The organism is Polaribacter gochangensis (assembly GCF_046224025.1).
In the GTDB taxonomy this organism is placed as follows: Bacteria; Bacteroidota; Bacteroidia; order Flavobacteriales; family Flavobacteriaceae; genus Polaribacter; species Polaribacter gochangensis.
Window position 1 is genome coordinate 1,008,870 of the sequence record NZ_JBJXRF010000001.1, and the last position, 23,542, is coordinate 1,032,411.

At 33.3% G+C, this 23,542-nt stretch carries 18 protein-coding genes; 8 read left to right on the top strand and 10 right to left on the bottom strand.

Features of this window, described 5'->3' with window-relative positions; all coding sequences use genetic code 11:
• Nucleotides 1-104: 104 nt before the first annotated feature.
• Both ACEWL1_RS04720 and ACEWL1_RS04725 read right to left on the bottom strand, forming a co-directional pair.
• Nucleotides 105-1,292: a pyridoxal phosphate-dependent aminotransferase gene (locus ACEWL1_RS04720; protein WP_409232127.1), complete on the bottom strand. Its 1,188-nt coding sequence runs from the start codon at nt 1,290-1,292 to the stop codon at nt 105-107.
• Between the two features lie 21 nt (nt 1,293-1,313).
• Entirely contained in the window at nt 1,314-2,405 is a 1,092-nt protein-coding gene (locus tag ACEWL1_RS04725; RefSeq protein ID WP_409232128.1) for a fatty acid desaturase family protein, read from the bottom strand.
• A 122-nt stretch (nt 2,406-2,527) separates the two neighbouring features.
• Between ACEWL1_RS04725 and rsmG the strand changes: the two genes are divergently transcribed.
• Nucleotides 2,528-3,157: a 16S rRNA (guanine(527)-N(7))-methyltransferase RsmG gene (gene rsmG / locus ACEWL1_RS04730; protein ID WP_409232129.1), complete on the top strand. Its 630-nt coding sequence runs from the start codon at nt 2,528-2,530 to the stop codon at nt 3,155-3,157.
• Nucleotides 3,158-3,255: 98 nt separating this feature from the next.
• Here the strand turns inward: rsmG and ACEWL1_RS04735 are convergent, their stop codons facing one another.
• From ACEWL1_RS04735 to pruA, 5 genes are all read right to left on the bottom strand, one after another.
• Nucleotides 3,256-3,885 carry a DUF2306 domain-containing protein gene (locus ACEWL1_RS04735; RefSeq protein ID WP_409232130.1) on the bottom strand — a complete coding sequence of 210 codons (630 nt, stop codon included), beginning with the start codon at nt 3,883-3,885 and terminating at the stop codon, nt 3,256-3,258.
• Nucleotides 3,886-4,037: 152 nt separating this feature from the next.
• Complete coding sequence (locus tag ACEWL1_RS04740; protein WP_409232131.1) at nt 4,038-5,564, bottom strand: N-acyl-D-amino-acid deacylase family protein; 1,527 nt, start codon at nt 5,562-5,564, stop codon at nt 4,038-4,040.
• 57 nt (nt 5,565-5,621) lie between these two features.
• The gene (locus ACEWL1_RS04745) at nt 5,622-8,843 is read right to left on the bottom strand and encodes a S41 family peptidase (RefSeq protein WP_409232132.1); all 3,222 of its coding nucleotides are present in this window, start codon (nt 8,841-8,843) and stop codon (nt 5,622-5,624) included.
• A 5-nt stretch (nt 8,844-8,848) separates the two neighbouring features.
• Complete coding sequence (locus ACEWL1_RS04750) at nt 8,849-11,683, bottom strand: M16 family metallopeptidase (RefSeq protein WP_409232133.1); 2,835 nt, start codon at nt 11,681-11,683, stop codon at nt 8,849-8,851.
• 171 nt (nt 11,684-11,854) lie between these two features.
• Entirely contained in the window at nt 11,855-13,480 is a 1,626-nt protein-coding gene (gene pruA, locus ACEWL1_RS04755; protein ID WP_409232134.1) for an L-glutamate gamma-semialdehyde dehydrogenase, read from the bottom strand.
• Between the two features lie 112 nt (nt 13,481-13,592).
• On the opposite strand from pruA, the gene ACEWL1_RS04760 reads away from it, so the two are divergent.
• Nucleotides 13,593-14,270 (top strand): NRDE family protein, encoded by a 678-nt coding sequence (locus ACEWL1_RS04760; RefSeq protein WP_409232135.1) that lies wholly within the window; start codon nt 13,593-13,595, stop codon nt 14,268-14,270.
• On the opposite strand, the gene ACEWL1_RS04765 is transcribed toward ACEWL1_RS04760, so the two are convergent.
• From ACEWL1_RS04765 to ACEWL1_RS04775, 3 genes are all read right to left on the bottom strand, one after another.
• Nucleotides 14,267-15,394 (bottom strand): DUF3667 domain-containing protein, encoded by a 1,128-nt coding sequence (locus ACEWL1_RS04765; protein ID WP_409232136.1) that lies wholly within the window; start codon nt 15,392-15,394, stop codon nt 14,267-14,269. The genes ACEWL1_RS04760 and ACEWL1_RS04765 overlap by 4 nt on opposite strands.
• On the bottom strand, nt 15,394-15,780 hold the full coding sequence (gene apaG / locus ACEWL1_RS04770; protein WP_409232137.1) for a Co2+/Mg2+ efflux protein ApaG: 387 nt from the start codon (nt 15,778-15,780) through the stop codon (nt 15,394-15,396). Before apaG ends, ACEWL1_RS04765 begins: the two co-directional genes overlap by 1 nt.
• A gap of 68 nt (nt 15,781-15,848) precedes the next feature.
• A complete protein-coding gene (locus ACEWL1_RS04775; RefSeq protein ID WP_409232138.1) occupies nt 15,849-17,081 on the bottom strand; it encodes a type IX secretion system plug protein in 1,233 nt (410 codons plus the stop codon).
• Nucleotides 17,082-17,284: 203 nt separating this feature from the next.
• Between ACEWL1_RS04775 and ACEWL1_RS04780 the strand changes: the two genes are divergently transcribed.
• From ACEWL1_RS04780 to nqrF, 6 genes are all read left to right on the top strand, one after another.
• A complete protein-coding gene (locus ACEWL1_RS04780; protein WP_409232139.1) occupies nt 17,285-18,637 on the top strand; it encodes a Na(+)-translocating NADH-quinone reductase subunit A in 1,353 nt (450 codons plus the stop codon).
• Nucleotides 18,638-18,641: 4 nt separating this feature from the next.
• Nucleotides 18,642-19,850, top strand: a complete 1,209-nt coding sequence (locus ACEWL1_RS04785) for an NADH:ubiquinone reductase (Na(+)-transporting) subunit B (RefSeq protein ID WP_409232140.1) — start codon at nt 18,642-18,644, stop codon at nt 19,848-19,850.
• 2 nt (nt 19,851-19,852) lie between these two features.
• Nucleotides 19,853-20,599, top strand: coding sequence for a Na(+)-translocating NADH-quinone reductase subunit C (locus tag ACEWL1_RS04790; RefSeq protein ID WP_409232141.1), 747 nt, complete (start codon nt 19,853-19,855; stop codon nt 20,597-20,599).
• Nucleotide 20,600: 1 nt separating this feature from the next.
• Entirely contained in the window at nt 20,601-21,248 is a 648-nt protein-coding gene (locus tag ACEWL1_RS04795; protein ID WP_409232142.1) for an NADH:ubiquinone reductase (Na(+)-transporting) subunit D, read from the top strand.
• Nucleotides 21,249-21,330: 82 nt separating this feature from the next.
• Nucleotides 21,331-22,068 (top strand): NADH:ubiquinone reductase (Na(+)-transporting) subunit E, encoded by a 738-nt coding sequence (gene nqrE, locus ACEWL1_RS04800; protein ID WP_409232143.1) that lies wholly within the window; start codon nt 21,331-21,333, stop codon nt 22,066-22,068.
• On the top strand, nt 22,068-23,378 hold the full coding sequence (gene nqrF, locus ACEWL1_RS04805) for an NADH:ubiquinone reductase (Na(+)-transporting) subunit F (RefSeq protein WP_409232144.1): 1,311 nt from the start codon (nt 22,068-22,070) through the stop codon (nt 23,376-23,378). The genes nqrE and nqrF overlap by 1 nt, the downstream gene beginning before the upstream one ends.
• Nucleotides 23,379-23,542: the final 164 nt, after the last annotated feature.

Here is a 23,542-nt window from a genome sequence, read left to right on the forward strand (position 1 = left end):
CAAAAGGAACTACTTTAATAGATTCCTGTTACCCAATCAAGTTGAGCACAGGTTTCACAGTAATGACATTCGTTTTTAAATAAAAAATATAGGAAGTATTTTCTTTAACTTAAAACTTCTTTAATTCTTTTAATTGCTTCTTGTAGTTGCTCTACAGATGCAGCATACGATAAACGCACACAATTTGGTGCGCCAAAAGCTTCGCCAGTTACCGTTGCAACGTTTGCTTCTTCTAGTAATAACATAGAAAAATCATTGGCATTAGCAATTGTTTTTCCTTTGATTGTTTTTCCAAAAAATGCAGAAATATCTGGAAAGACATAAAATGCTCCGTCAGGAATATTTAATTTGAATCCGTCAATTTCTCCAAGGAATTCCAGCACCATATCTCTACGATTCTTAAACTCATCTACCATAAACTGAATTTTAGAAACCGGAGCTAATACAGCTGTAATTGCAGCTCTTTGTGCAATACAATTTGTACCAGATGTAATTTGCCCTTGCATTTTTGTACACGCTTTTGCAATCCATTCTGGAGCGCCAATATAACCAACTCTCCAGCCCGTCATAGCAAAAGCTTTTGCCAATCCGTTTACGGTAATTGTTCTGTCGTACATATTTTCAATTGCAGCAAAACTAAATGGTTTTGTTCCGTAATTGATGTGTTCATAAATTTCATCAGATAAAATAAATATCTGCGGATGTTTTTCTAACACTTTTGCCAATGCTCTGTATTCTTGCTCGGTATAAATTGTTCCGCTAGGATTATTTGGCGAGTTAAAGAAAATCATTTTTGTTTTTGGCGTAATTGCTGCTTCTAATTGCGCCGGAGTAATTTTAAAATCACTTTCAATAGAAGACGGAATTTCTTTAAAAGTAGCTTCGCATAAAATTGCGATTGCAGAATAACTTACCCAATAAGGTGCAGGTAATAAAATTTCATCACCAGGGTTTAACAAAACTTGTGCAACATTTGCAATAGATTGTTTTGCGCCTGTAGAAACTACAATTTGATTTGGGTTGTATTCTAAATTATTATCGCGTTTAAATTTTACACAAATTGCTTCTTTTAAATCTACATAACCATCAACCGGAGTGTATGTATTGTAATTTTGATTGATTGCTTCAATTGCAGCATCTTTAATAAAGTCTGGCGTGTTAAAATCTGGTTCTCCTAAACTTAAACTGATAATATCTTTTCCAGCAGTTTTTAATTCTCTTGCTTTAGCAGCCATTGCCAATGTCTGAGAAATTGGCAAGCTATTGATTCTGTCCGATAAAGGGTGTGACATTTTTTAGTTGATGCTTGTTGTTTATGCTAATTCTGGTTGTTTTCCTAAACTACCTAAATGTTTAAAGTGCTCTATAATAGCTCTTCGTGTAGTTTCATATTCGTTGTACGGTAAATTAAATTCTTTTGCCGTGTCTTTTACAATTTTTGCTAATTTTTGATAATGTACATGAGAAATATGCGGAAAAATATGATGTTCTACTTGATGATTTAATCCACCAGTGTAAAAATTAACAATCCAATTGCTTGGCGCAAAATTAGATGTTGTATACAGTTGATGAACCGCCCAAGTATGCTCTAAATTTCCTTCTTTATCAGGAACAGGCATTGTTGTTTTAGGAACAATATGTGCCAATTGAAATACCAAACTTAAAATCATTCCTGCTGTATAATGCATTACAAAAAAGCCTATTAAAACTTTCCACCAGGCAATGTCTAAAACTAAAAGCGGTAACACAATCCAAAGCGCATAATATACTATTTTAGAGATGATTAGCTTTGTCCATTCTACTTTTGGGTTTGGAAATTTACCGTATGATAATTTACGTTTTAAATAATTACGCATTTGTTTAATATCGGTAGTAATTGCCCAATTGATGGTTAACAATCCGTATAAAAAAATGGAGTAATATTTTTGAAATTTATGAACTGGAAACCATTTGGCATGTTGAGAAAAACGAATAATTCTACCAGCATCAATATCTTCATCATGATCTTTTACATTGGTAAATGTGTGGTGTAAAACATTGTGTTGTACTTTCCAGTTATACACATTTCCGGCAAGTATATAAATACTACTCCCCATTAACTTGTTTACCCATTTTTTGCTAGAAAAAGATTCGTGATTGCTATCGTGCATCACATTCATTCCAACACCAGCCATTCCAATCCCCGTTACTACCATTAAAAGTGCCATCAACCATTGCGGCATAGAAACGGTTAAGATTAAAATAAACGGAACTAAAAATAACGAAAACATAACGATGGCTTTCGTATATAATTTCCAATTTCCAGTACGTTTTATATTGTTTTCTTTAAAGTATGAGTTGACTCTTTTGTTTAGTGTTCTAAAAAATTTTGCTTTGTCTACTCTTGAAAAATTTATTGCTTTCATTAATTGTTTTAAAAATAAGTTACAAAAATATGCTTTTTGAATTTGCTTTATATGATAAACGTCAGTTATTGTTACTAATTGTTTGTTAACAATCACTATTTTTGTGCTTTTATTACTTTTTTATGAAAATTATACAAAAATACTTTACAAACTTAACTGAAACTCAATTAGAGCAATTTACAAAATTGCAGGAATTATACAAAGATTGGAATTTAAAAATTAATGTGGTTTCTCGTAAAGACATCGACGAATTGTATTTACGGCATGTTTTACATTCATTAGGAATTGCAAAAGTAATTTCTTTTAAACCAGGTTCTAAAGTATTGGATGTTGGAACTGGTGGTGGATTCCCTGGAATTCCGTTAGCAGTTTTATTTCCACAAACACAATTCCATTTGGTAGATTCTATCGGTAAAAAGATAAAAGTAGTTGATGAAGTTGTTGCAGGTTTGGGTTTGGAAAATGTAAAAACTACACATGGAAGAGTAGAAGATGTAAAGGAACAATACGATTTTATTGTAAGTAGAGCCGTAGCACAAATGGAAACTTTTGTAGGATGGACCAAAGGAAAAACGCTTAAAAAACAAAACCACGAACTCAAAAACGGAATCTTATATTTAAAAGGTGGAGATTTATCTGAGGAACTGGCAAAATATACCTCTGCAACGATTTACGATTTACCAAACTACTTTGAAGAAGAATTTTTTGAAACTAAAAAAGTAGTGCATTTGGCAATGAAATTTAAAGGGTAAAATATACGTGTAGTGTATGGTTTTGTTGCTTCGTACTATAGATAGCAAAAAGTACAGTCTATTTATTCAGTAGCAATGAATTATATATTTGTTGTCTACTAGCTTTTTTTCAAATCAATTATATTTGGTTTTGACTTGTTTTTAGTTATTAAATATGCAATAATGATATTTGGAACCCAACTTAGCCATGCGACAATTCTATAAGCGACAGTAAATCCACCTATTAGATTAATCAATATAGGTAGCCAAATTCTCAAGGTTACAGCACCAAAGCATGCAGCATAACTAAAAATCATTAATTTTTCGTGCAATGCAACATTCTTATTTTTAATTGCTATAAAACTAATAATAGTAGTGCTTAACCAAATAATACCCAAAGAGTAAAAGCCAAGTATGCTGATAATTCCACCCGTTGCAAAAAAAGCTATATAAAGACCACAAATACCACTTATTAAAACAGAAATAACATAAATTTTTCCAATTGATTTATGCAGTTTAATTCTATTTCTCCTTAACTTTTTACTAAACTGTAACCATCCAATTAATAAAGCAATACCTCCTAAAACTATGTGCCCATAAAATGCAATATTCCATAGATTGTTGCTTAAAAGATCCGCAGATTTTGATGATAATAATCCAAATTGCCTGTCAATCAAAAAATAGATAATAGGATATAGACCAACGAGCGTTGATAAAATTCCAATTATAATCCAAGAAGTTTTTTTCATTTGTATTTAGTTTTGTTTACCTATAGACAAAACTAAATTTGAAATGTTACAGTATTTTTTATTTGTTGCTAACTTTAATAATATCGACCGTTTTAATGTTTTAAATTAAGGGTTAGTGAAGTCGTGTTTTTTAAGTTTAGAAACAAACCAAACTATTTTGGTAACAACACTTTTCCGCTTAACTGAGTTTTTAATTGTTCATTTTCTCTAACTAATTTTCCGTTTACCAAAACCATATCAAATCCTTTTGCTAGTTGATGTGGATTCACATAATTTGCTGTAGCTTTTACATTCTTTGGATCAAAAATAATAATGTCCGCTTTTTTACCCACTTTTAAAACACCTCTGTCTGTTAGTTGCAGAATTTCTGCTGCATAGGAAGTCATTTTTCGCACAGCTTCTACAATACTTAACATATTATCGTCTACAACATAACTTTCAATAATTTTAGCAAAAGTTCCGTGTCCACGTGGATGGAAACCTGTTTTACTTCCGTCAGAACAAATGCCAATGAGTGCGTCTTTTATCAATGTTTCTTGTAGTTCATTATTCATTACAAAATACGCGGCAGATGAACCTTGAGGTCCCAAATCTTCTACTAAAAATTTTTCGAAAGGTTTATTTTTTGAAGCAGCAGCTTCCGCCAGTGTTTTTCCTGTATATGGAGCTGAACCTAATAATGTTGCTTCTGGGCCATTTCGTAGATTTACTCTATTTCTAATATAGGTTTCTAGTTCTTTTTTTCTATCTCGTTTGGCGATGGCAAATTGTTTCGCTGTTTTAGACCAATCCGGAAAAACAATTGAAATTCCTGTATAACTTGCCATGTACGGATACACATCCGCAGTAAGTTGAACTCCAGATTTTCTGATTTGTTTTATGCTGTCTAAAATGTTTTCTGCACGTTGTGCTCCTTTTCCAAATACCGATTTTAAATGCGAAATATGTACGCGAGCGTATTTTCCTTGCTTAGCTAATTCGTTGATAGATTTAATCAGTTCGTCATCGTCTTCATTTCGCATATGGCTCATGATGATTTTATTGTGTTTGCCAACAATTTTTGCTAATTCCATCAATTCACTTTCTTCTGCATACAATCCTGGAGCATATTCTAATCCTGTTGATAAACCAAAACTGAATTTTAATTGTTCTTGTAAAATGCTTTTTAGAGTTTCTAATTCGGTTGCTGAAATTTTACTTTTAACGCCAATTCCTGCAAGATTTCGCAACGTTCCATGTCCAACAAACTCCATAATATTTACACCTAAATTTTGTTGATTTACAGAATTCAAATACGCTTTTAAATCTTTCACATTTGGGCTAGAACCATCTTGCCCTAAAACAATACTGGTAACTCCCATTGCTAAAAAATTTTCAAAATCTGGAGTTCTTAACGGATTTCCATGTGCGTGTAAATCAATAAAACCAGGACTCACAATTTTTCCTTTTGCATCAATTGTTTTGCCAATTTTCAAACCCGGATTTGTTATGTTGCCAATATAAACAATGCTATCACCATTAATATAAATAGTAGCATTGTATGCTTTTTTTCCAGTTCCATCAATAATTTTACCATTTACAATAGCAACATCAACTGATGTAATATTATGCTCAGATTTACAGCTTGTAAGCTGAACAACAAGCAATAAAATAACAAGTTGGAATAGTTTGTTTTTCATGATTCTAAGATATAAAAAAATCCTCGAAATAATTTAAGTTTCGAGGATTCTGGCTTTTTAGTTTCCTTTCGTTGGTCTAGGAAATTTTGGAGGTGTTATTTCCTTTTTTCCTTTTAGTTGAGATAACAACTCTTTCACCGCTCTTTCTAACTGAGGATCTATTCCTTGTTCTAATGATTTTGCATCTTGTCTAACAGCAATATCTGGAGCAACTCCTTTGTTTTCTGCAACCCAAGTATTTGTTGCTGGATCAAAAACAGCATTGTCTGGTGCCGTTAAAGAACCACCATCAATTAAACGATAATGTGTAGATGATTTTACCAATCCGCCCCAAGTTGTAGCGCCAATTAGCAAGCCTGCTTTTTGTTGTCTAAAAACCCACGGGAAAAAATCTCCACCAGACCCTGCAAGTTCATTAATCAATAATACTTTTGGTCCCATAATTCCGGCTGGTAAACGCATTGGTTTTCCATTCGGAACTTCATTTGTAAGTGCTGCTCTTGGTTTACGAGTCATTAAATCTACCATATAATCGTCTAACAATCCACCGCCATTAAAACGTTCGTCAATTACAGCACCTTCTTTATCTTGTTGTGCAAAATAATATCTATTGAACGATACAAATCCTGGTCCGCCAGTATTTGGCACCCAAATATATCCTAATCTTCCGCCAGATAATTTATCAACCATCCTACGGTTGTCTTCAACCCAAGTTCTTTGGCGTAAAGAGTTTTCGCTTCTAATTGGTTCTACAATTTCTTTCCAAGCACCTTCAAAAGATGGTTTTGTATTGATGTGTAACGTAGTTTGTTTTCCAGAAGTGCCATCTAAATACTTGTAGATATTGTCTTTGTCTGTAATTTCTTGATTGTTGATTCCAACTAAATAATGCCCAGCTTTGATATTCATTCCAGGTTGATCTAAAGGTCCGTTCAATCCTGGATTCCAACTTTCTGAAGTATAAATTCTTTTGATTTGCCATCTCCCTTGTCTAGACATAAAATCTGCACCTAATAATCCGCCTTTTGCTCTATCAATCGTTGGAAAATCTCCGCCACCTACAAAACTATGTCCAACAGACAATTCTCCGTTAACTTGGTCTAAAATATAGTTTAAATCTGCTCTGTGTTTTACAAACGGAATTAATGGAGCATAACGTTTATATACTTTGTTCCAATCTCTTCCGTGCATTCCTGGATCGTAAAAATAATCACGTTCGTAACGCCAAGCTTCTTCAAACATTTGTTTCCATTCGCTAATTCTGTTTAGCTTCATGTTTAAATCTAGCTTTAATGTTTTTGCAGCTTTTGCATTTGGAGCAGAAGTGCTCGTAACTTTCCAGCTTCTTCCAGCTCTAACAACCATGTGTTTTCCATCCGAAGAAATTGCATAAATTCTTAATCCTTTTCCGAATTCTTTTGATTTCAACTTTTTTAAATCAAATTTATGCACAGTTGCACCTTCATTGATAAAAGCAAACCCACTTGGTCCCGCAATAATACTGTTGTAGTTTCCGCGTAAAGGAAGTGCCATAATTCTACGAGCAATTCCATCAAAATCTATCACAACTTTTTTATCTGCAGGTTTTTTCTTCGCGTCTTTCTTTTTATCGTCTTTTTTGTCTTCTGATTTTTCTTCTTTTACTTTTTCTTCATCACTTTTTAATTTAAAAGGAGAATCGTCTTTTTTTGCAAGATTGATAACATACGCTGCATAATTTGGTCTCGCGGTCATTGAGCTAGTGTTTGCCCAACCTGAACGTAGCGCAACATCTGTACTTGCTAAAAAGTACAAATGTTTGTGGTCTAAATCCCAAGCAGGAGAAAACGAATCTGCAAACGGATCTGTAATTGCTGTAACATTATTAGTTTCTAATGACCAAACTTTAATTTGTTTCATACCATTATCTCCGGCTTTTGCATATGCAAGCCAATTAGAATCTGGAGACCACGTAATTCCCATGCTGCCACGTTCTAAATTAGTGCCTGCATTATCAATAGTTTTGATAGATTTTTTTTCTAAGTTGATAACTCTAATACGTGTATCATCATCTACAAAAGCAATGTGTTTTCCATCTGGAGACCAAGTTGGTTCCCAAGCCATTTTAGAAATTCCGATAGAAATAATTTCTGTTTTTGCTGTTCCGTCTTGATTGGTAATATGTAATGCGTAATTTTTTCCGTTTGCATCAGAAAACCAAGCAATTTTATCTCCTTTTGGAGACCAAATTGGTGCTCTATCTGCAATTCCAGAAGTTTGTGTAATGTTTCTAGAATCACCAAATTCAACTGGTGTGGTAAAAATATCTCCGCGAGAAGCCATTACAACTCTTTTTCCGTTTGGTGAAATGCTCGCAAAATCTACACGATCATTTACGTTCTCCCATTTCGTTGCTGTCCAAGGAAAATCTCCTTTTACAGAAATTTTCAATTGTTTAGAACGATTGTTTTTTAAGTCTAACGTGTGTAAATAACCATTTTGTTCAAAAATCAATGTGTTTTTAGATCCGCTTAACGATTTTACTGCAGTTCCTTTAAATTTTGTAATTTGAGTTACTGCTTTTGTTTTGGTATTGTAAGACCAAACATTTGATGTATGCGTTCTATCCGAAAGAAAATAGATAACATCATTTAACCAAACAGGATGTCTGTCTGTAGTTTTGTTATTTGGTAATAAAGTTTCGTTTAAAGTTTTTAAATCAACAATTATAAGTGGCGTATTTTGTCCACCACGATAATCTCTCCATTCAACATCCCAACGTCTCATTTTATCAATAACCATTTCTTTTCCGTTTGAAGAATAGGAACCTGAAGTAGCCCATTGTTCCATCAATTTAGTTGCTGGTCCGCCATTTACAGAAACGGTATATAAGCGATCAAAAGAAGAAGGAGCCGTATCTCTAGTTGATGCAAAAAGCACATTTTTCCCATCATTTGTCCAACCTTTTACAACATTAGCGCTTGTGTGCCAAGTTAATCTTTTTGCTTCTCCGCCATTTACAGAAACAATATATACTGATTGAGAACCAGATCTGTTTGATGTAAACGCAATCCATTTTCCGTCAGGAGAAAAATGCGGCGTACTTTCTTGTGCAGGAGTACTTGTTAATCTTGTGGTTATGTTGGTTGATAAATTGGTTGTCCAAATATCTCCTCCATACGCAAATGCAACTTGATTTGCATGCATTGTTGGTTGACGAAGCAACCTTGTTTCTTGCGCTAACACAATTGTTGAAAACAACAATGCGAAAGCAATAATGCTTTTGTTGAATAGTTTCATGTTTTTTATTGTTTGATTTTTTCTTTGGTCTTATTTAATAAAATTGGAGCGCCAAAACCTAATTCGTTTAATCTGTCTAATTGCGTTTCTGCATCACCCACAAAAAGCCAAATCATTTTGTTTGGATTTACATATTTTTTAGACAATTCCTGAATTCTTTCGATGGTCATTTCATTCACGATTTTTTCTCTGTCTTTAATATAATCAGAGTTAAATCCGTAAGCACTCATGTCTTGAAGCATGTTTAATTTTGCGCCCATTGTTTCAAATCTACGCGCGTTACTTTTAATTAAAAACCCTTTTGTAGTTGCCAAATCTTTCTCAGAATAGTTTTTTGGATAATCAGTAATAATTTTCTTTACTAATTGAGCAGATTCTAAGGTAACATTGGTTCTAACTCTACTCGAAATCGTAAATGCTCCAGCAGCTTTTGTTCCTGAAAAACCAGAACCAATTCCGTACGTATATCCTTTTCCTTCTCTTAATTCTTGAGTTAACTGAGAAGCAAATCCACCGCCACCAAGAATGTAATTCATCACCGTTGCCGGATAAAAATCTGTATCTGTTGCAGCCAAAGCAGGTGCTCCAAAATTAATTACAGATTGTTTTGCATTCGGAACATCATAAAAATAAACAGTTGGTTTATTTGGTGCTTCTGGTGTTTTGTAATCTGGAATTACCACTTCCTTTGATTGCCATTTTATATCTAAATTAGATAAAGATGCGATTACTTTTTCTTGATTGATATCACCAACAACATGCATTCTAGCAACAGACGGAGACATATAATTTGTGTAAAATGATTTTAAATCATCTAATGTAATAGTGCCAACAGACTCTATAGTTCCTAAAGTATTTTTAGAACGAATATTGTCTTTTCCGTAAATCAATTCGCTATACACATTGCTTGCAATTGTAGTCGGACTCGCTTTTTGTTGACGTAAATTACCAACAACCGATTTTTTTATCAACTCAAATTCTGTTGCATCCCAACGAGGTTCTAATAACATTTCTTCCACTAACGATAGTGTTTTGTTGTAGTTTTTAGCCAACGTTGTTCCGCTAATTGTAATATTTTCTTTAGAAGCAGAAACTCTAATTGATGCACCTAATTCTTGGATTGCTTCTTCAAGTTGAGCAACGGTTTTGTTTTTTGTTCCTCTGTTCATTAAACTAGCAGTTAGGTTTGCTACGCCTAATTTGTCCATTTTTTCTAATAACTGACCACCGTCAATTACTAAATTAAATCGCACTAAAGGAACTTCGCTATTTTCAATTCCGAATACTTTAATTCCGTTTGATAATTGACCTTTCCAGACTGTAGGAACTGATAATTCTGGTGATTTTCCGTAAGGTGGTTCTATAGATCTATCAAAAGTAGAAGGTGTTTTTGTGTATTTCGCAGCAATTTTTGGATCGAACTTTTCTTCAGCTCCTTGTACAATTTTTTCCTCTTTTATAATGGCTTCTTTAGAATCTTTGACAGCTAATTTTGCCATCCCTTTTGGCACAAAACTAGTTGCAATAAAGTTTTTATTTTTGATGTATGTATTGTAAACACGCATTACATCATCTTTCGTAACGCTCAATGTAGAATTGATTTCTTTATTGATGAAACCAGGATCACCAGCATAGGTGTTAAAAGATGCCAAGTTGGTTCCTTTTCCTAAAACACTAGATAAACTATTGTAAAAACGAGTTTCTAATCCTGCTTTAATTCTATTCAAATCTTTGTCTGAAATGCCTTCTTTTTCAAACTTTTCAAAAGCTTTTTTGATTCCGTTATTGATTTCATTCAAATCTACATTTGCAAATCCACGAACTCCTAATTGAGTTTGTCCTGCTAACTCAGAACTCCTATTGTACATAGAAGTAAATGAAGTTAGTTTTAAATCATCCACTAAAACTTGATTTAATGGCGCTTTTTTTCCTTGTGATAAATACTGCGTTAAGATACCTAATGCATACGAATCTTCATGATACAATTCCACAGTTGGCCAAGCGAACGTTAACATTGGTAATCTTGCAAAGTTGTCTTCGTAATATAAAAATTTTGATTCTTTTACAAGGCCTGGTCTTTTCTCTAACGGAGTAATTTCGGCTCCTCTCGGAATTTCATCAAAATATTTTTTCACCCATTTTTTAGCTTGAACAGGATCAAAATCACCAGACAAGACCAAAGTAGCATTGTTCGGAACGTACCATTTTCTAAAAAAGGTTTTTACATCTTCTAGTTTTGCGTTTTGTAAATCGTCTAAAGAACCAATTACTTGCCAATTGTAAGGATGATCTTTTGGATATAAATTCCGATCAATAATTACTTGATTGTGACCATAAGGTCTGTTGTCATAACTTTGTCTCTTTTCGTTTTTTACAACTTGCTTTTCTTTTGCCAATACAGGATCTGTAACTGTATTGATAAACCAACCCAATTTGTCTGCTTCTGCCCAAATCATTTTTTCTAAGGCGTCGTTTGGAACGGTTTGTAGATAATTTGTTCTGTCTCTAGATGTAGATCCGTTTGCCCCAGAACCACCAATTCGAGCGCTCATTTTATCCAATCCACCTTTTCCTAGATTTTCTGATTCTAAGAATAATAAGTGTTCAAATAAATGTGCAAAACCCGTTCTGCCTGCAATTTCTCTTGCCGAACCAACATGTGCCATTAACTCTACAGCAACAACAGGGTCAGACTTATCAATGTGCATTACAACTTGTAGCCCGTTTTCTAATTCAAATTTTTCGAAAGGAACATTTAAGGAAGTTTTTTTTTCTTTTTTATCTGTGTTACAGGAAACTAATACAATTGCAAAAGCAATAAATAGAATTTTTTTAATCATTATTTCGGTTGTTAGAATGTATTATTTTTTGATGACGATAAATATACAAAATCTTGACTTTCAATAATGTTAAAGTAATGATAGGATTTTTTGATAAATAAAAAAACCCCATCAATTACTGAAATGTGTTCAGTAAAAAGATGAGGGTTTAAATAAAAATTTATGTTCTTCTTATCCTAAATACGGATATTTATAATCTTGCGGTGTTACAAAAGTTTCCTTGATTAAGCGAACAGAAGTCCAACGTAATAAGTTTTGTGCAGAACCTGCTTTGTCATTTGTTCCAGAAGCTCTTGCCCCACCAAATGGTTGCTGACCTACAACAGCTCCTGTTGGTTTGTCGTTAATGTAGAAGTTTCCAGCTGCATTTTCTAAGGCTTTAGAGGCTTTTTCTACAATATATCTGTCTGTAGAAAAAATGGCTCCAGTTAAAGCATATTCTGTAGATTCATCCACTAATTTTAATGAAGCTTCCCATTCAGTATCATCGTAAACATAGATTGTCATTACGGGGCCGAATAATTCAGTACACATGGTTTTGTATGTTGGCGATTTAGCAACAATAACAGTTGGCTCAATAAAGTATCCAACAGATTTATCGTGTCCACCACCAATAATAATTTCTGCATCAGCATCTTTTTTTGCAGCGTCTAAGAAACTTGCAATTTTGTCAAAAGAACCTTCATGAATTACTGCGTTAACGTAATTTGATGGGTCTTCTGGAGAACCCATTTTTATTTCACTTGCTTGTGCAATTAAATGCCCTTTTACTTCTGCCCACATGGAAGCTGGAATATACGCTCTTGAAGCAGCAGAACATTTTTGTCCTTGATATTCAAAAGAACCTCTTGTAATTGCAGTGGCAACTTGTAAAGGGTTTGCAGAATTGTGTGCCCAGATAAAATCTTTTCCACCAGTTTCTCCAACAATTCTTGGATATGTTTTATAAATATTGATGTTGTTTCCGATTTGTTTCCATAAATTTTTAAAAACGTGTGTAGACCCAGTAAAGTGTAGTCCGGCAAAATCTGGAGAAGCTAAAACAGTATCCGTAATCATCACAGGATCCCCGTAAACAACATTGATTACGCCGTCAGGTAACCCCGCTTCTTTAAATAAATCTACGATAACCTGTGCAGAATATGCTTGATGATCAGATGGTTTCCAAACCACCACATTTCCCATCAATGCGGCTGCTGCAGGTAAGTTTGCCGCAATAGAAGTAAAGTTAAATGGAGTAATTGCATAGACAAATCCTTCTAATGGTCTGTACTCAACTCTATTCCATATTCCTGGTGCAGAATCTGGCTGATCTTTAAATATATCCGTCATATATTGTACGTTAAATCTAAAGAAATCAATCATTTCACAAGCCGCATCAATTTCTGCTTGATGTAAATTTTTAGACTGTGCAATCATGGTTGCAGCATTCATTTTTGCTCTATAAGGTCCTGCTAATAATTCAGCAGCTTTTAAGAAAATAGAAGCCCGTTCCATCCAACTTACAGAAGACCAAGCTTCTCTTGCAGCTAAAGCAGTAGAAATTGCAGCATCTACATGCGATTTATTTGCGGTATGATATTGCCCAACTACATGTTTGTGATCGTGTGGCGGAGTAATATTTTTAGTGTTTCCTGTTCTTACTTCTTCACCATTAATATGCATTGGCACATCAATGTTGCTGTTGAACATTGTTTTGTACATTGCTAATAATTCTGTTCTTTCTGGAGATCCTGGAGCATACCCTTTTACAGGTTCGTTTACTGCTGTTGGAACTTTAAAAAATCCTCTTGCCATTTTATATGATTTTAAGTTTTAATCGACTAATTTTGAAGTGCAAAGTTACAACTTATTTTTAGTTTTAAGAACTCGATGGTCTGTTGTAAATTATCAAAAACAAATACTATTTATGTGTACAGTTACCTTTTTGCCAATTGGCGATTCTGATTTTATATTGACTTCTAATAGAGATGAGCAACGATCAAGAAAAACGATTGCACCAAAAGAATATGTTGAAGATGGTGTTAAACTAACGTATCCGAAAGATGAATTAGCTGGCGGAACTTGGATTGGTTTAAGTGATAAAAACAGATTGGTTTGTTTGTTAAATGGCGGATTTGAAATTCACCAACGTGAAGCGCTCTATAAAATGAGCAGAGGAATTATTGTAAAAGCCATTTTAAAATCGGACGATTTTGAAAGCTATATTACCACTTTTGATTTTAATGGAATAGAACCTTTTACCATTGTATTGTTAGATTGGAACACTAAATTAAAAGCCTATGAATTGGTCTGGGACGGAAAACAACAACATTTTTCTAAATTAAAAAAGGAACCTAAAATTTGGTCTTCATCAACGTTATACACAAAAGAAGAAAAGGAATTGCGAAAAGATTGGTTTGCAGATTGGTTGATAAATCACCCAAAATTTACACAAGAAGAAATCTTAAAATTTCATCATAATTCAGAAATCGGAACACCAGAAAACTCACCAAAAATGAAACGCAGCTATGTAGAAACGGTGAGCATTACTTCTGTTAAAAAATGTGCTGAAAGCATTAGGTTGAATTACGAAAAAATCACTTAATAAAAAGAAAAGGCAATAAGGGCAACAAGTATAAATCCGATAGAGGTAATAAAGAAGAAAACCCAGTTTACCAATATAAATTTTATCAACGTCTTAATGTGTCCCTGTTTGTAAAAACGCCTCATTGCGATGTATAAATAAATCAAGAATAGTAGTATGAAAATTCCTGTAATATATTTTGGATGCTTCGCGTAATCAACAATGTAAAAAAGAATTAGTAATAAAAAGAAAACGGTTTGTGTGTGAAAAACAAAAATTAAATGTTCTACATAGGTAAATTTTCTTCTCGCATAAAAGAATTTTAAAAACAATGTAAATAACGGTAAAAAGATAAATAATGAAATTGAAATGTACGAGATTAATTGTTTAGAGAATTCTTTTTGATTTTCGCTACTTTCAAATATTTTGTTGAAGGCTTTAAGCCTGGTATACATAAAACGATTAAAAAAAGTATGCTCTGCGTTTAAGCTATCTAAAGCACTGTCTGTTTCTATAGTTGGATGTTTTTTTTGAAAAGAATAATACTTGTTTGCATCAGGAAAGAAACTTAAATTAAAGTTCCCTGAGTTTTTAGATTTTATTTTTAGAGAATCTGGGTTTAATTGTGGAATTACTTTTAAAATTTCTTGCCTATCAGTTGAATCAATGTTTTTTAATGCATCGTTTATACTTGAGTTTGTTTTAACAGAATCTAACTCTTTTGTTGCAGCATCAAATTGTTCGTTTATACTTTTCTTTTTTGTTGTCTTTCCTGTTCTAAGCTCATTAAATGCTTCATAACTTTCTGTGGCTCCTAAAATTAAAAAGAAAAGTACAGAAACTGATAAATAAAACCGAAACGGATTTGCATAACGCTGTCTTTTGCCATCAATATAATCTCTAGAAACTTTGCCTGGTTTTGTTAAAAGCGGAATAATTGTTGTCCAAAATTTTGAATCCCAAGAAATAAATCCGTTAAAAACTTCGTGTAAAAAATTGCCAAAAGTTATGCGCTTGTCTTTATTTGTTTGTCCACATTCTGGACAAAACTTTTCATGACCAGAAAACGGGTGTCCGCAATTAAAACATTCAGCATCTAAGACTTTTACTGGTTTATTGCGTTGCTTTCTAATTTTAAATTTCATTAGTTAAGAAGCGGTAAAGTTGATAGTTGAAAAGTTGGAATGATTACTTGAAAAAGCGTGTTTGTTTTTTTATTAATCATTTTAAAAGTTCCTTTCATTGAGCCAGAATCGCCCAGTAAAAAACAATTAGACCTGTATGTGTATTGTTCATTTGGATGTAATGTTGGTTTTTGCCCAACAACACCTTCGCCAACAACAAATTCTTTTTCGTTTAATGCATCAGAAATTTCCCAAAAACGTTCTAATAATTGCACAACATCGCTAGATTTATTTTCGATAGTAATAAAATAACTGAACGCATTAAAAGAGTTTATTCCTCTTTCAATTACACCGTTAAACTCTGTTTTAACAGATATTTTTATACCATTTGTAATTTGTTGTACCATACAATTTTTAGAAAAGTTAGCGTATCAAATATAAGAACTTTAGAGAAATAGAGAAAAATTAGTGCAATTTATTCTTGTTCGTTAACTGTTGTGCTGCCAACTCCAAAAACACGTTGGTAATTTTCTCCAAAAGCTTTATAAAAAACAAGCACTGTATATTCGTTTTCTGTTTGATAGAAAGAGCCGTTAATTTCGTGAGTATTTATACAGTTTTTTTTGTCTTTTGTAGCAAAAGTATAATTGTAGAAGCCTTGTTTTAATAAGATAGAAGCTTCATATTTTTTTGTATCAGTATTAAAATTCATTTTGTTTTCTGAGGTGGTTTTAAAATCGTTAAAAGCGCCATAAACATAAATTTCTTTGTTTGCAATTTCATCAATATCTAATGAAAAATGAACCATCGCGTAATCTGCTTCTGTAAACGGATTGTTTCCTTCGGTAGTTCTGATGACAAACTGGCCGTTAATGTCTGGGAAATACGTGTATGATTTTAAATTCCGGGCTTCTTGCGGGTATAAATAAGCATGATAAATGTCTTTTTTTTCTACACGAGCAATTTGAACTGTGCTATTTCTTATTTGCTTATTGTCAAAATTCAAATATTCATTTCCACTATAAAAATTTGGTTTGTTGTAGTATTTATAAACCAATTGATTATTTCTAAAAAACTGTGGTTTTAAATTAGAAACTGCTGTTTCCCAGATGTTATTTTGTAAAACAACAACCTTAAGTTCTTGTGATGGATTTCTAATTTCGTTCGCGTTATAATTAATTGTAAACTGAACAGTTTGTTGTTGGTTTTTGGATGATGTATTTCTGCTTCTTACAACAGCAACTCCAACCAACGCTTTGCTTTCGTAATAAGTAAATTTTCTGCTAAAAATTATATTTTGTAGTTCGTCTAATACAGAAATAAGGTAATTGCCGCTTTTTGTTATTTTGGTATTTTCATTCGGAACTTGTACGCTATAATTTGTGTAATCTTGTAATGTGTTAAAAGAATTTTCGTAATCTAAAATGTTGTTTTGTTGAAAGCCAGTAATATATTCATTGGTAGAAATATTGCTTGGTTTCCAATCAGAATTCATGTGTTCTATCTTATAAGAATATTCTTTTTGATCTGCATCTAAATCATCAAAAGAAAGTATTAATGTTTGTCCTAAAGGAACAATGGTGGAAAAATTATTGCTTTCTAACGGTTTTAAAATAATTGATTTTATATTTTTTGTTGTTAATTGTTGAGCGACAGAAATAGTGCTAAACATAATAGTAATACACAAAGTAACAACGCTTCTTTTCATGATTAAATAGATTATTAAAACAAAGCGATTTATCCTTTGTTATTCTACAAACGTACTAAATTTTAAAAAAACACAAAGCAGCTCTATTTAGAATGATTACAAATAAATAAAACTTTTTAAGATTAACTCTAATTATTCGATAAAGGGTTTTAAATTTTTTAAATTTGCATGTTTTTTTAAGATAATTAAAAGTCATATTTACTATGTCAAAAGACATCCGTATAAAAAAAGGTTTGAACATCAAACTTGTTGGCGAAGCAGAACAAACTACATCAGATACGAATGTTAGTGGAGTTTTTGCTGTAAAGCCAGAAGATTTTCACGGAATAACACCAAAACTTACCGCTAAAATTGGAGCAGAAGTAAAAGCAGGTGATTCGCTATTTTATTCAAAAAGTGATGAGCGTATTTTATTTCCTTCGCCAATAAGTGGTAAAGTAATAGATGTTATTCGAGGAGAAAGAAGAAGAGTTTTAGAAATTAAAATCCAAGCAGATGCTACTCAGCAGTTTGCAGATTTTGGTAAAAAGGAAGCAGCTAAAATGTCTGGAGAAGAAGTGAAAACTCACTTGCTTTCTTCAGGTTGTTGGCCATTTGTAAAACAACGCCCGTATGATGTTGTTGCAAATCCAAATCAAGCTCCAAAAGCTATTTTTATCTCCGGATATAATAGCGCGCCATTAGCTGCAGATTTAGATTATGCACTCAAAGGAAAAGAAGCCGAAATTCAGGAAGCAATTACTGCTTTAGGGAAATTAACAGAAGGAAAAGTTCATGTTTCTATCTCTAAAGGGACAAATTTATCGCCATTTAATGGGGTGAAAGGAGCAGAGCTACACGGTTTGGTTGGTCCGCATCCTGTTGGAAATGTAAGCACACAAATTGCACAAGTAAATCCGATTAACAAAGGAGAGGTTGTTTGGGTTGTTGCTGCACAAGATTTGGTAATTATTGGGAAGTTATTGTTAACTGGTACATTTAATGCAACAAGAAAAATTGCATTAACAGGTTCTCAGTTTTCAAAACCAAAATACGTTACAGCCATAATTGGTTCAAGTATTAAAAATATTGTTACCGATAATTTAAATACAGAAAACACTAGAATTATTAGTGGTAATGTATTAACAGGTTCTCAAGTTTCTTTAGATGGTAATTTAGGGTATTATGACAATCAAATAACTGCAATTCCAGAAGGAGATGATTATGAATTATTTGGATGGAACAAGCCAGTTTTTGATAAAGTATCAACTTCTAGAGCATTCACTTTTTCTTGGATGAACCCAAAGAAAAAATACGATTTAAACACCAATACCAACGGAGAACACAGAGCATTTGTAGTTACTGGTTCTTACGAGGAAGTTTTTCCTTTAGATATTTATCCAATGCAATTGTTAAAATCTTGTATGTATAAAGATTTAGATGAAATGGAAGCTTTAGGCGCTTATGAAATAGCACCAGAAGATTTTGCTTTAACAGAATTTATTTGTGTATCAAAACAACCACATCAGAAGATTATTCGTGAAGGGTTGGATTTAATGAGAGAAGAATTAGGATAAGGTTATGGGCTTAAAACAAAATTTACATAATTTAAAAGAAAAATATAAAGGAACAAAAATGGCTCCTGCGTTTAATGCAATCCATACCTTTTTATATTTGCCGAATGAGACCACTCACGGAGGAACTCACATCAAAGCGGCAGACGATTTAAAACGTACCATGAATATTGTAATTATGGCTTTAGTGCCATGTTTAATTTTCGGTATGTTTAATACAGGTTTTCAACACAACGTTGCTGTTAACGGAAACTTTACTTCTGGAATGTCTTTCTTTAGTGGAGACTTTTGGAATTTAGAGAATTTCTTTATTGGAGCAGCTAAGATTTTACCTTTGGTAATTATTTCATACGGAGTTGGACTTTTAGTTGAATTTATCTTTGCTGTAATCAAAGGACACGAAGTAGAAGAAGGATATTTAGTAACAGGGATGTTGGTTCCTTTAATTGTTCCTGTAGATATTCCACTTTGGATGTTATCAGTAGCTGTAATTTTCGGTGTAGTAATCGGAAAAGAAGTTTTTGGAGGAACAGGAATGAATATCTTAAACCCTGCTTTAACCATTAGAGCATTTTTATTCTTCGCCTATCCAACTTGGATGTCTGGAGATAAAGTTTGGGTAACTGGAGCCGTAGAAGCAACAGGAACTGCAGATGCAATTTCTGGAGAAACTGTTTTAGGAAGCTTAGCACAAGGAAAAGAGGTTGTGTATTCTACTTGGGATATGTTTGCCGGTTTTATGCCTGGTTCGGTTGGAGAAACATCTACCTTATTAATTTTAATTGGAGCTTTATTCTTGATTTTTACTAAGATTGGAAGTTGGAGAATCATGTTAAGTGCATCTATAGGAGCCTTAGCAATGGGACTAATTTTCAACGGTGTTGTAGATCAAGGATGGATTGGAGAAGGAAGTAAATTCTACGATTTAATGAGCACAAATTTCTGGCACCATTTATTAATTGGTGGATTTGCATTTGGAGCAGTTTATATGGCTACAGATCCAGTAACAGCATCGCAAACAAACAAAGGAAAATGGATTTATGGTTTCTTAATTGGATTTATTTCAATTATGATTCGAGTATTTAATCCAGCATATCCAGAAGGAGTTATGTTAGCAATTTTATTAATGAACGTTTTTGCTCCAACAATTGACCATTATGTGGTTCAAGGAAATGTAAAGAGAAGATTAAAACGTGCTAAAGTTAAAACTGCCTAGTTATGAGTAAGAGAACAGATAGTAATTTATATACAATACTATTCGCAGCAGGAATGGTGCTTGTAGTAGGAACTTTATTAGCGTTTTTCGCTTCGTCATTGAAACCAGCAATTGATGAAAATAAACGAATCGAAAAGCAACAAAATATTTTATACGCAATGGGCGTAAATGAAAATGACGAAACCAACGCAATCTTTGTTTCTAAAGATAAAGTGGCTGAAGAGTTTTCTAAATACATCACAAAGCAAATCGTAATTCAAGGAGGTAATATCACTGAAGATGATAACGCGTATTTAATAGATATCAAGAAAGAGCAAACAGCAGCTAAAGAAGGTAAGGAAAGAAGATTCCCTTTATTTATCGGAGAAAAAGAGGGTAAAACATTTTACATCGCTCCGATTAGAGGAAAAGGGCTTTGGGATGCCATCTGGGGATATGTAGGAATGGACGAAAACATGGTGATTCAAGGTGCTTATTTTGACCATAAAGGAGAAACAGCAGGTTTAGGTTCTAACATCAAACTACGTTTCTTTATGGATGATTTTATTGGAGAACACTTGTTAAAAGATGGAGCGTTTAAAGGAATTACCGTTTCTAAATCTAACAACGATCCAAAAAACGAAGATAAAACAGATAACGAAGTAGATGCAATTGCAGGTGCAACAATTACTGGTGATGGAGTTTCAGCAATGATAAAATCAGAGTTGAGAAAATATGTAACCTACTTTAACACTTTAAAAACAAATTAATATGGGACTTTTATCAAAAAAAGACGCAGCATTAATCACAGATCCATTTGCAGATAACAATCCAATTACTATTCAGGTTTTAGGAATCTGTTCTGCATTGGCAATTACAGCAGAACTAAAAGCTTCTATTGTAATGGCAATTTCTGTATTATTTGTAATGGGAGTTGGTAATGTTGTTATTTCTTTAATGAGAAATATCATTCCTTCAAAAATTAGAATTATTGCACAGCTAATTGTTGTAGCAACATTAGTAATTATTGTTGATCAAGTGTTGAAAGCTTTTGCTTATGAGCTAAGTAAAACCTTAGGAGCTTTTATCGGCTTAATTATTACTAACTGTATTATTATGGGGCGTTTTGAAGCTTTTGCTTTGGCAAACGGGCCATGGAGATCATTGTTAGACGGTATAGGAAATGCAATAGGTTATGGGGTTATTCTAATTATTGTAGGTTTCTTTAGAGAACTTCTAGGTTCGGGAACTTTATTAGGATATAAAGTTTTAGGAGATCCTATCGAGAAAACAGGAGTTTATGAATACGGATATGAAAATAACGGATTTATGTTATTAGCCCCAATGGCATTAATTGTTGTTGGAATCATTATCTGGATTCAACGTAGTAGAAACGAAGCATTAATAGAAGAAAATTAAAATTAGTTAACAGTAGCCAGTGTTCAGTTTGCAGTCAAATGCCAACTGAACACTGAATACTGAAAACTGAAAACTAAAATAAATGGAACATTTAGAATTATTTTTCAAGTCGATTTTTATAGACAACATGGTATTTGCAACCTTCTTAGGAATGTGTTCTTATCTTGCTGTATCTAAAAAAGTATCTACAGCTGTTGGTTTAGGAGCTGCGGTAATCTTTGTATTAGCCGTTACCGTTCCGTTAAACTGGTTGTTAGATCAATACATATTAAAAGAAGGCGCATTGGTTTGGTTAGGTCCAGAATATGCAGCATACGATTTAAGTTTCTTATCATTTATCCTGTTTATTGCAACCATTGCAACCATGGTACAATTGGTAGAAATTATTGTAGAAAAATTTTCTCCTTCACTATACAACTCTTTGGGTATTTTCTTACCCTTAATTGCTGTAAACTGTGCAATTTTAGGAGGATCTTTATTTATGCAATCTCGTGAGATCGCTACTTTAGGTTTAGCAACTACCTATGGAATTGGCTCTGGTATCGGATGGTTTTTAGCAATTTTAGCAATTGCTGCTATTCGTGAGAAAATTAGATACTCTAGCATTCCTGCTCCACTAAGAGGATTGGGAATTACGTTTATCGTAACGGGTTTAATGGCTATTGGTTTTATGAGTTTTGGCGGGATGTTAACTGGTGGTGATGAAGAAGTTAAAGAAACTCCAAAAACCGAAGCGGTTAAAGTGATCAAAGAAGATGCAAAAGCTAAAGAAGTAAAGAAAAAAGAATTAGCGAATAACTCTAAAGAAATACAAGAATAATGATATTAGAGGTAAGTACATTAGGAACAATTACAGCTACAGTAGCTGCATTCTTAGTAATAACATTGTTATTAGTTGCATTGTTATTATTTGTAAAACAAAAGCTATCTCCATCTGGCCCTGTCAAGATTACCATTAACGGAGAAAGAACAATTGAAGTTGGTTCTGGAGGAACTTTATTATCAACTTTAGGAGCAGAGAAAATATTTTTACCATCAGCTTGTGGTGGAGGAGGAACGTGTATTCAGTGTGAATGTCACGTAAATTCTGGTGGAGGTGAAGCTTTACCAACAGAAACACCTCATTTTACGCGTAAAGAATTGGCACAAGGTGCACGTTTATCTTGCCAAGTAAAAGTAAAACAAGATATGGATATTTCTATTCCTGAAGAGATTTTTGGAATTAAGAAATGGGATGCAACAGTTGTGCGTAATTATAACGTAGCATCATTCATTAAAGAATTTGTAGTTGAGATTCCAGAAGATATGGGTTACAAAGCAGGTGGATACATCCAAATTGAAATCCCGCCTTGTGAAGTTAAATTTTCTGATATGGATATTACTGCTCATCCAGAAGAGCATGATACACCAGATAAGTTTAAGGCAGAATGGGATAAGTTTAAATTATGGCCTTTGGTAATGAAAAATACTGAAACCGTTGAACGTGCTTATTCGATGGCTTCTTTTCCAGCAGAAGGAAGGGAAATTATGCTAAATGTACGTATTGCAACACCCCCTTTTGATAGAGCAAAAGGTGGATGGATGGATGTAAATCCAGGAATTGCATCTTCGTATATTTTTAATTTAAAGAAAGGTGATAAGTGTGTTATTTCTGGACCTTATGGAGAGTTCTTTATCAATGAATCTGAAGCAGAAATGTTATATGTTGGTGGTGGAGCTGGAATGGCGCCAATGCGTTCGCATTTATATCACTTATTCAGAACTTTAAAAACAGGAAGAAAAGTTACGTATTGGTACGGAGGACGTTCTAAAGCAGAGTTGTTTTATATAGAACACTTTAGAGCTTTAGAAAAAGATTTCCCGAACTTTAAATTCTATATTGCCTTGTCTGATCCTTTAGAATCAGATAATTGGAAAAAGAAAAAAGACATTAATGATACAGATGGAGATGGTTTTGTTGGATTCATACATAATTGTGTAATAGAAAACTATTTGAACCATCATGAATCTCCAGAAGACTTAGAATTGTACTTCTGTGGACCACCTTTAATGAATCAAGCTGTTCAAAAAATGGGAGAAGATTTTGGTCTTGCAGACGAAAACATCCGATTTGATGACTTTGGAGGGTAGGCGTACTCGCCATTAAGAAATATGTCATTACTGCGAAGGTAGGAACCTCTAAATTCTAAAAAAAAGTAGATTCCTACCTACGCAGGAATGATAAAAAAACCGATATAGAAATGTATCGGTTTTTTTTATTGCTGTATTTCACAAATATGATGTTGTTCTTCACA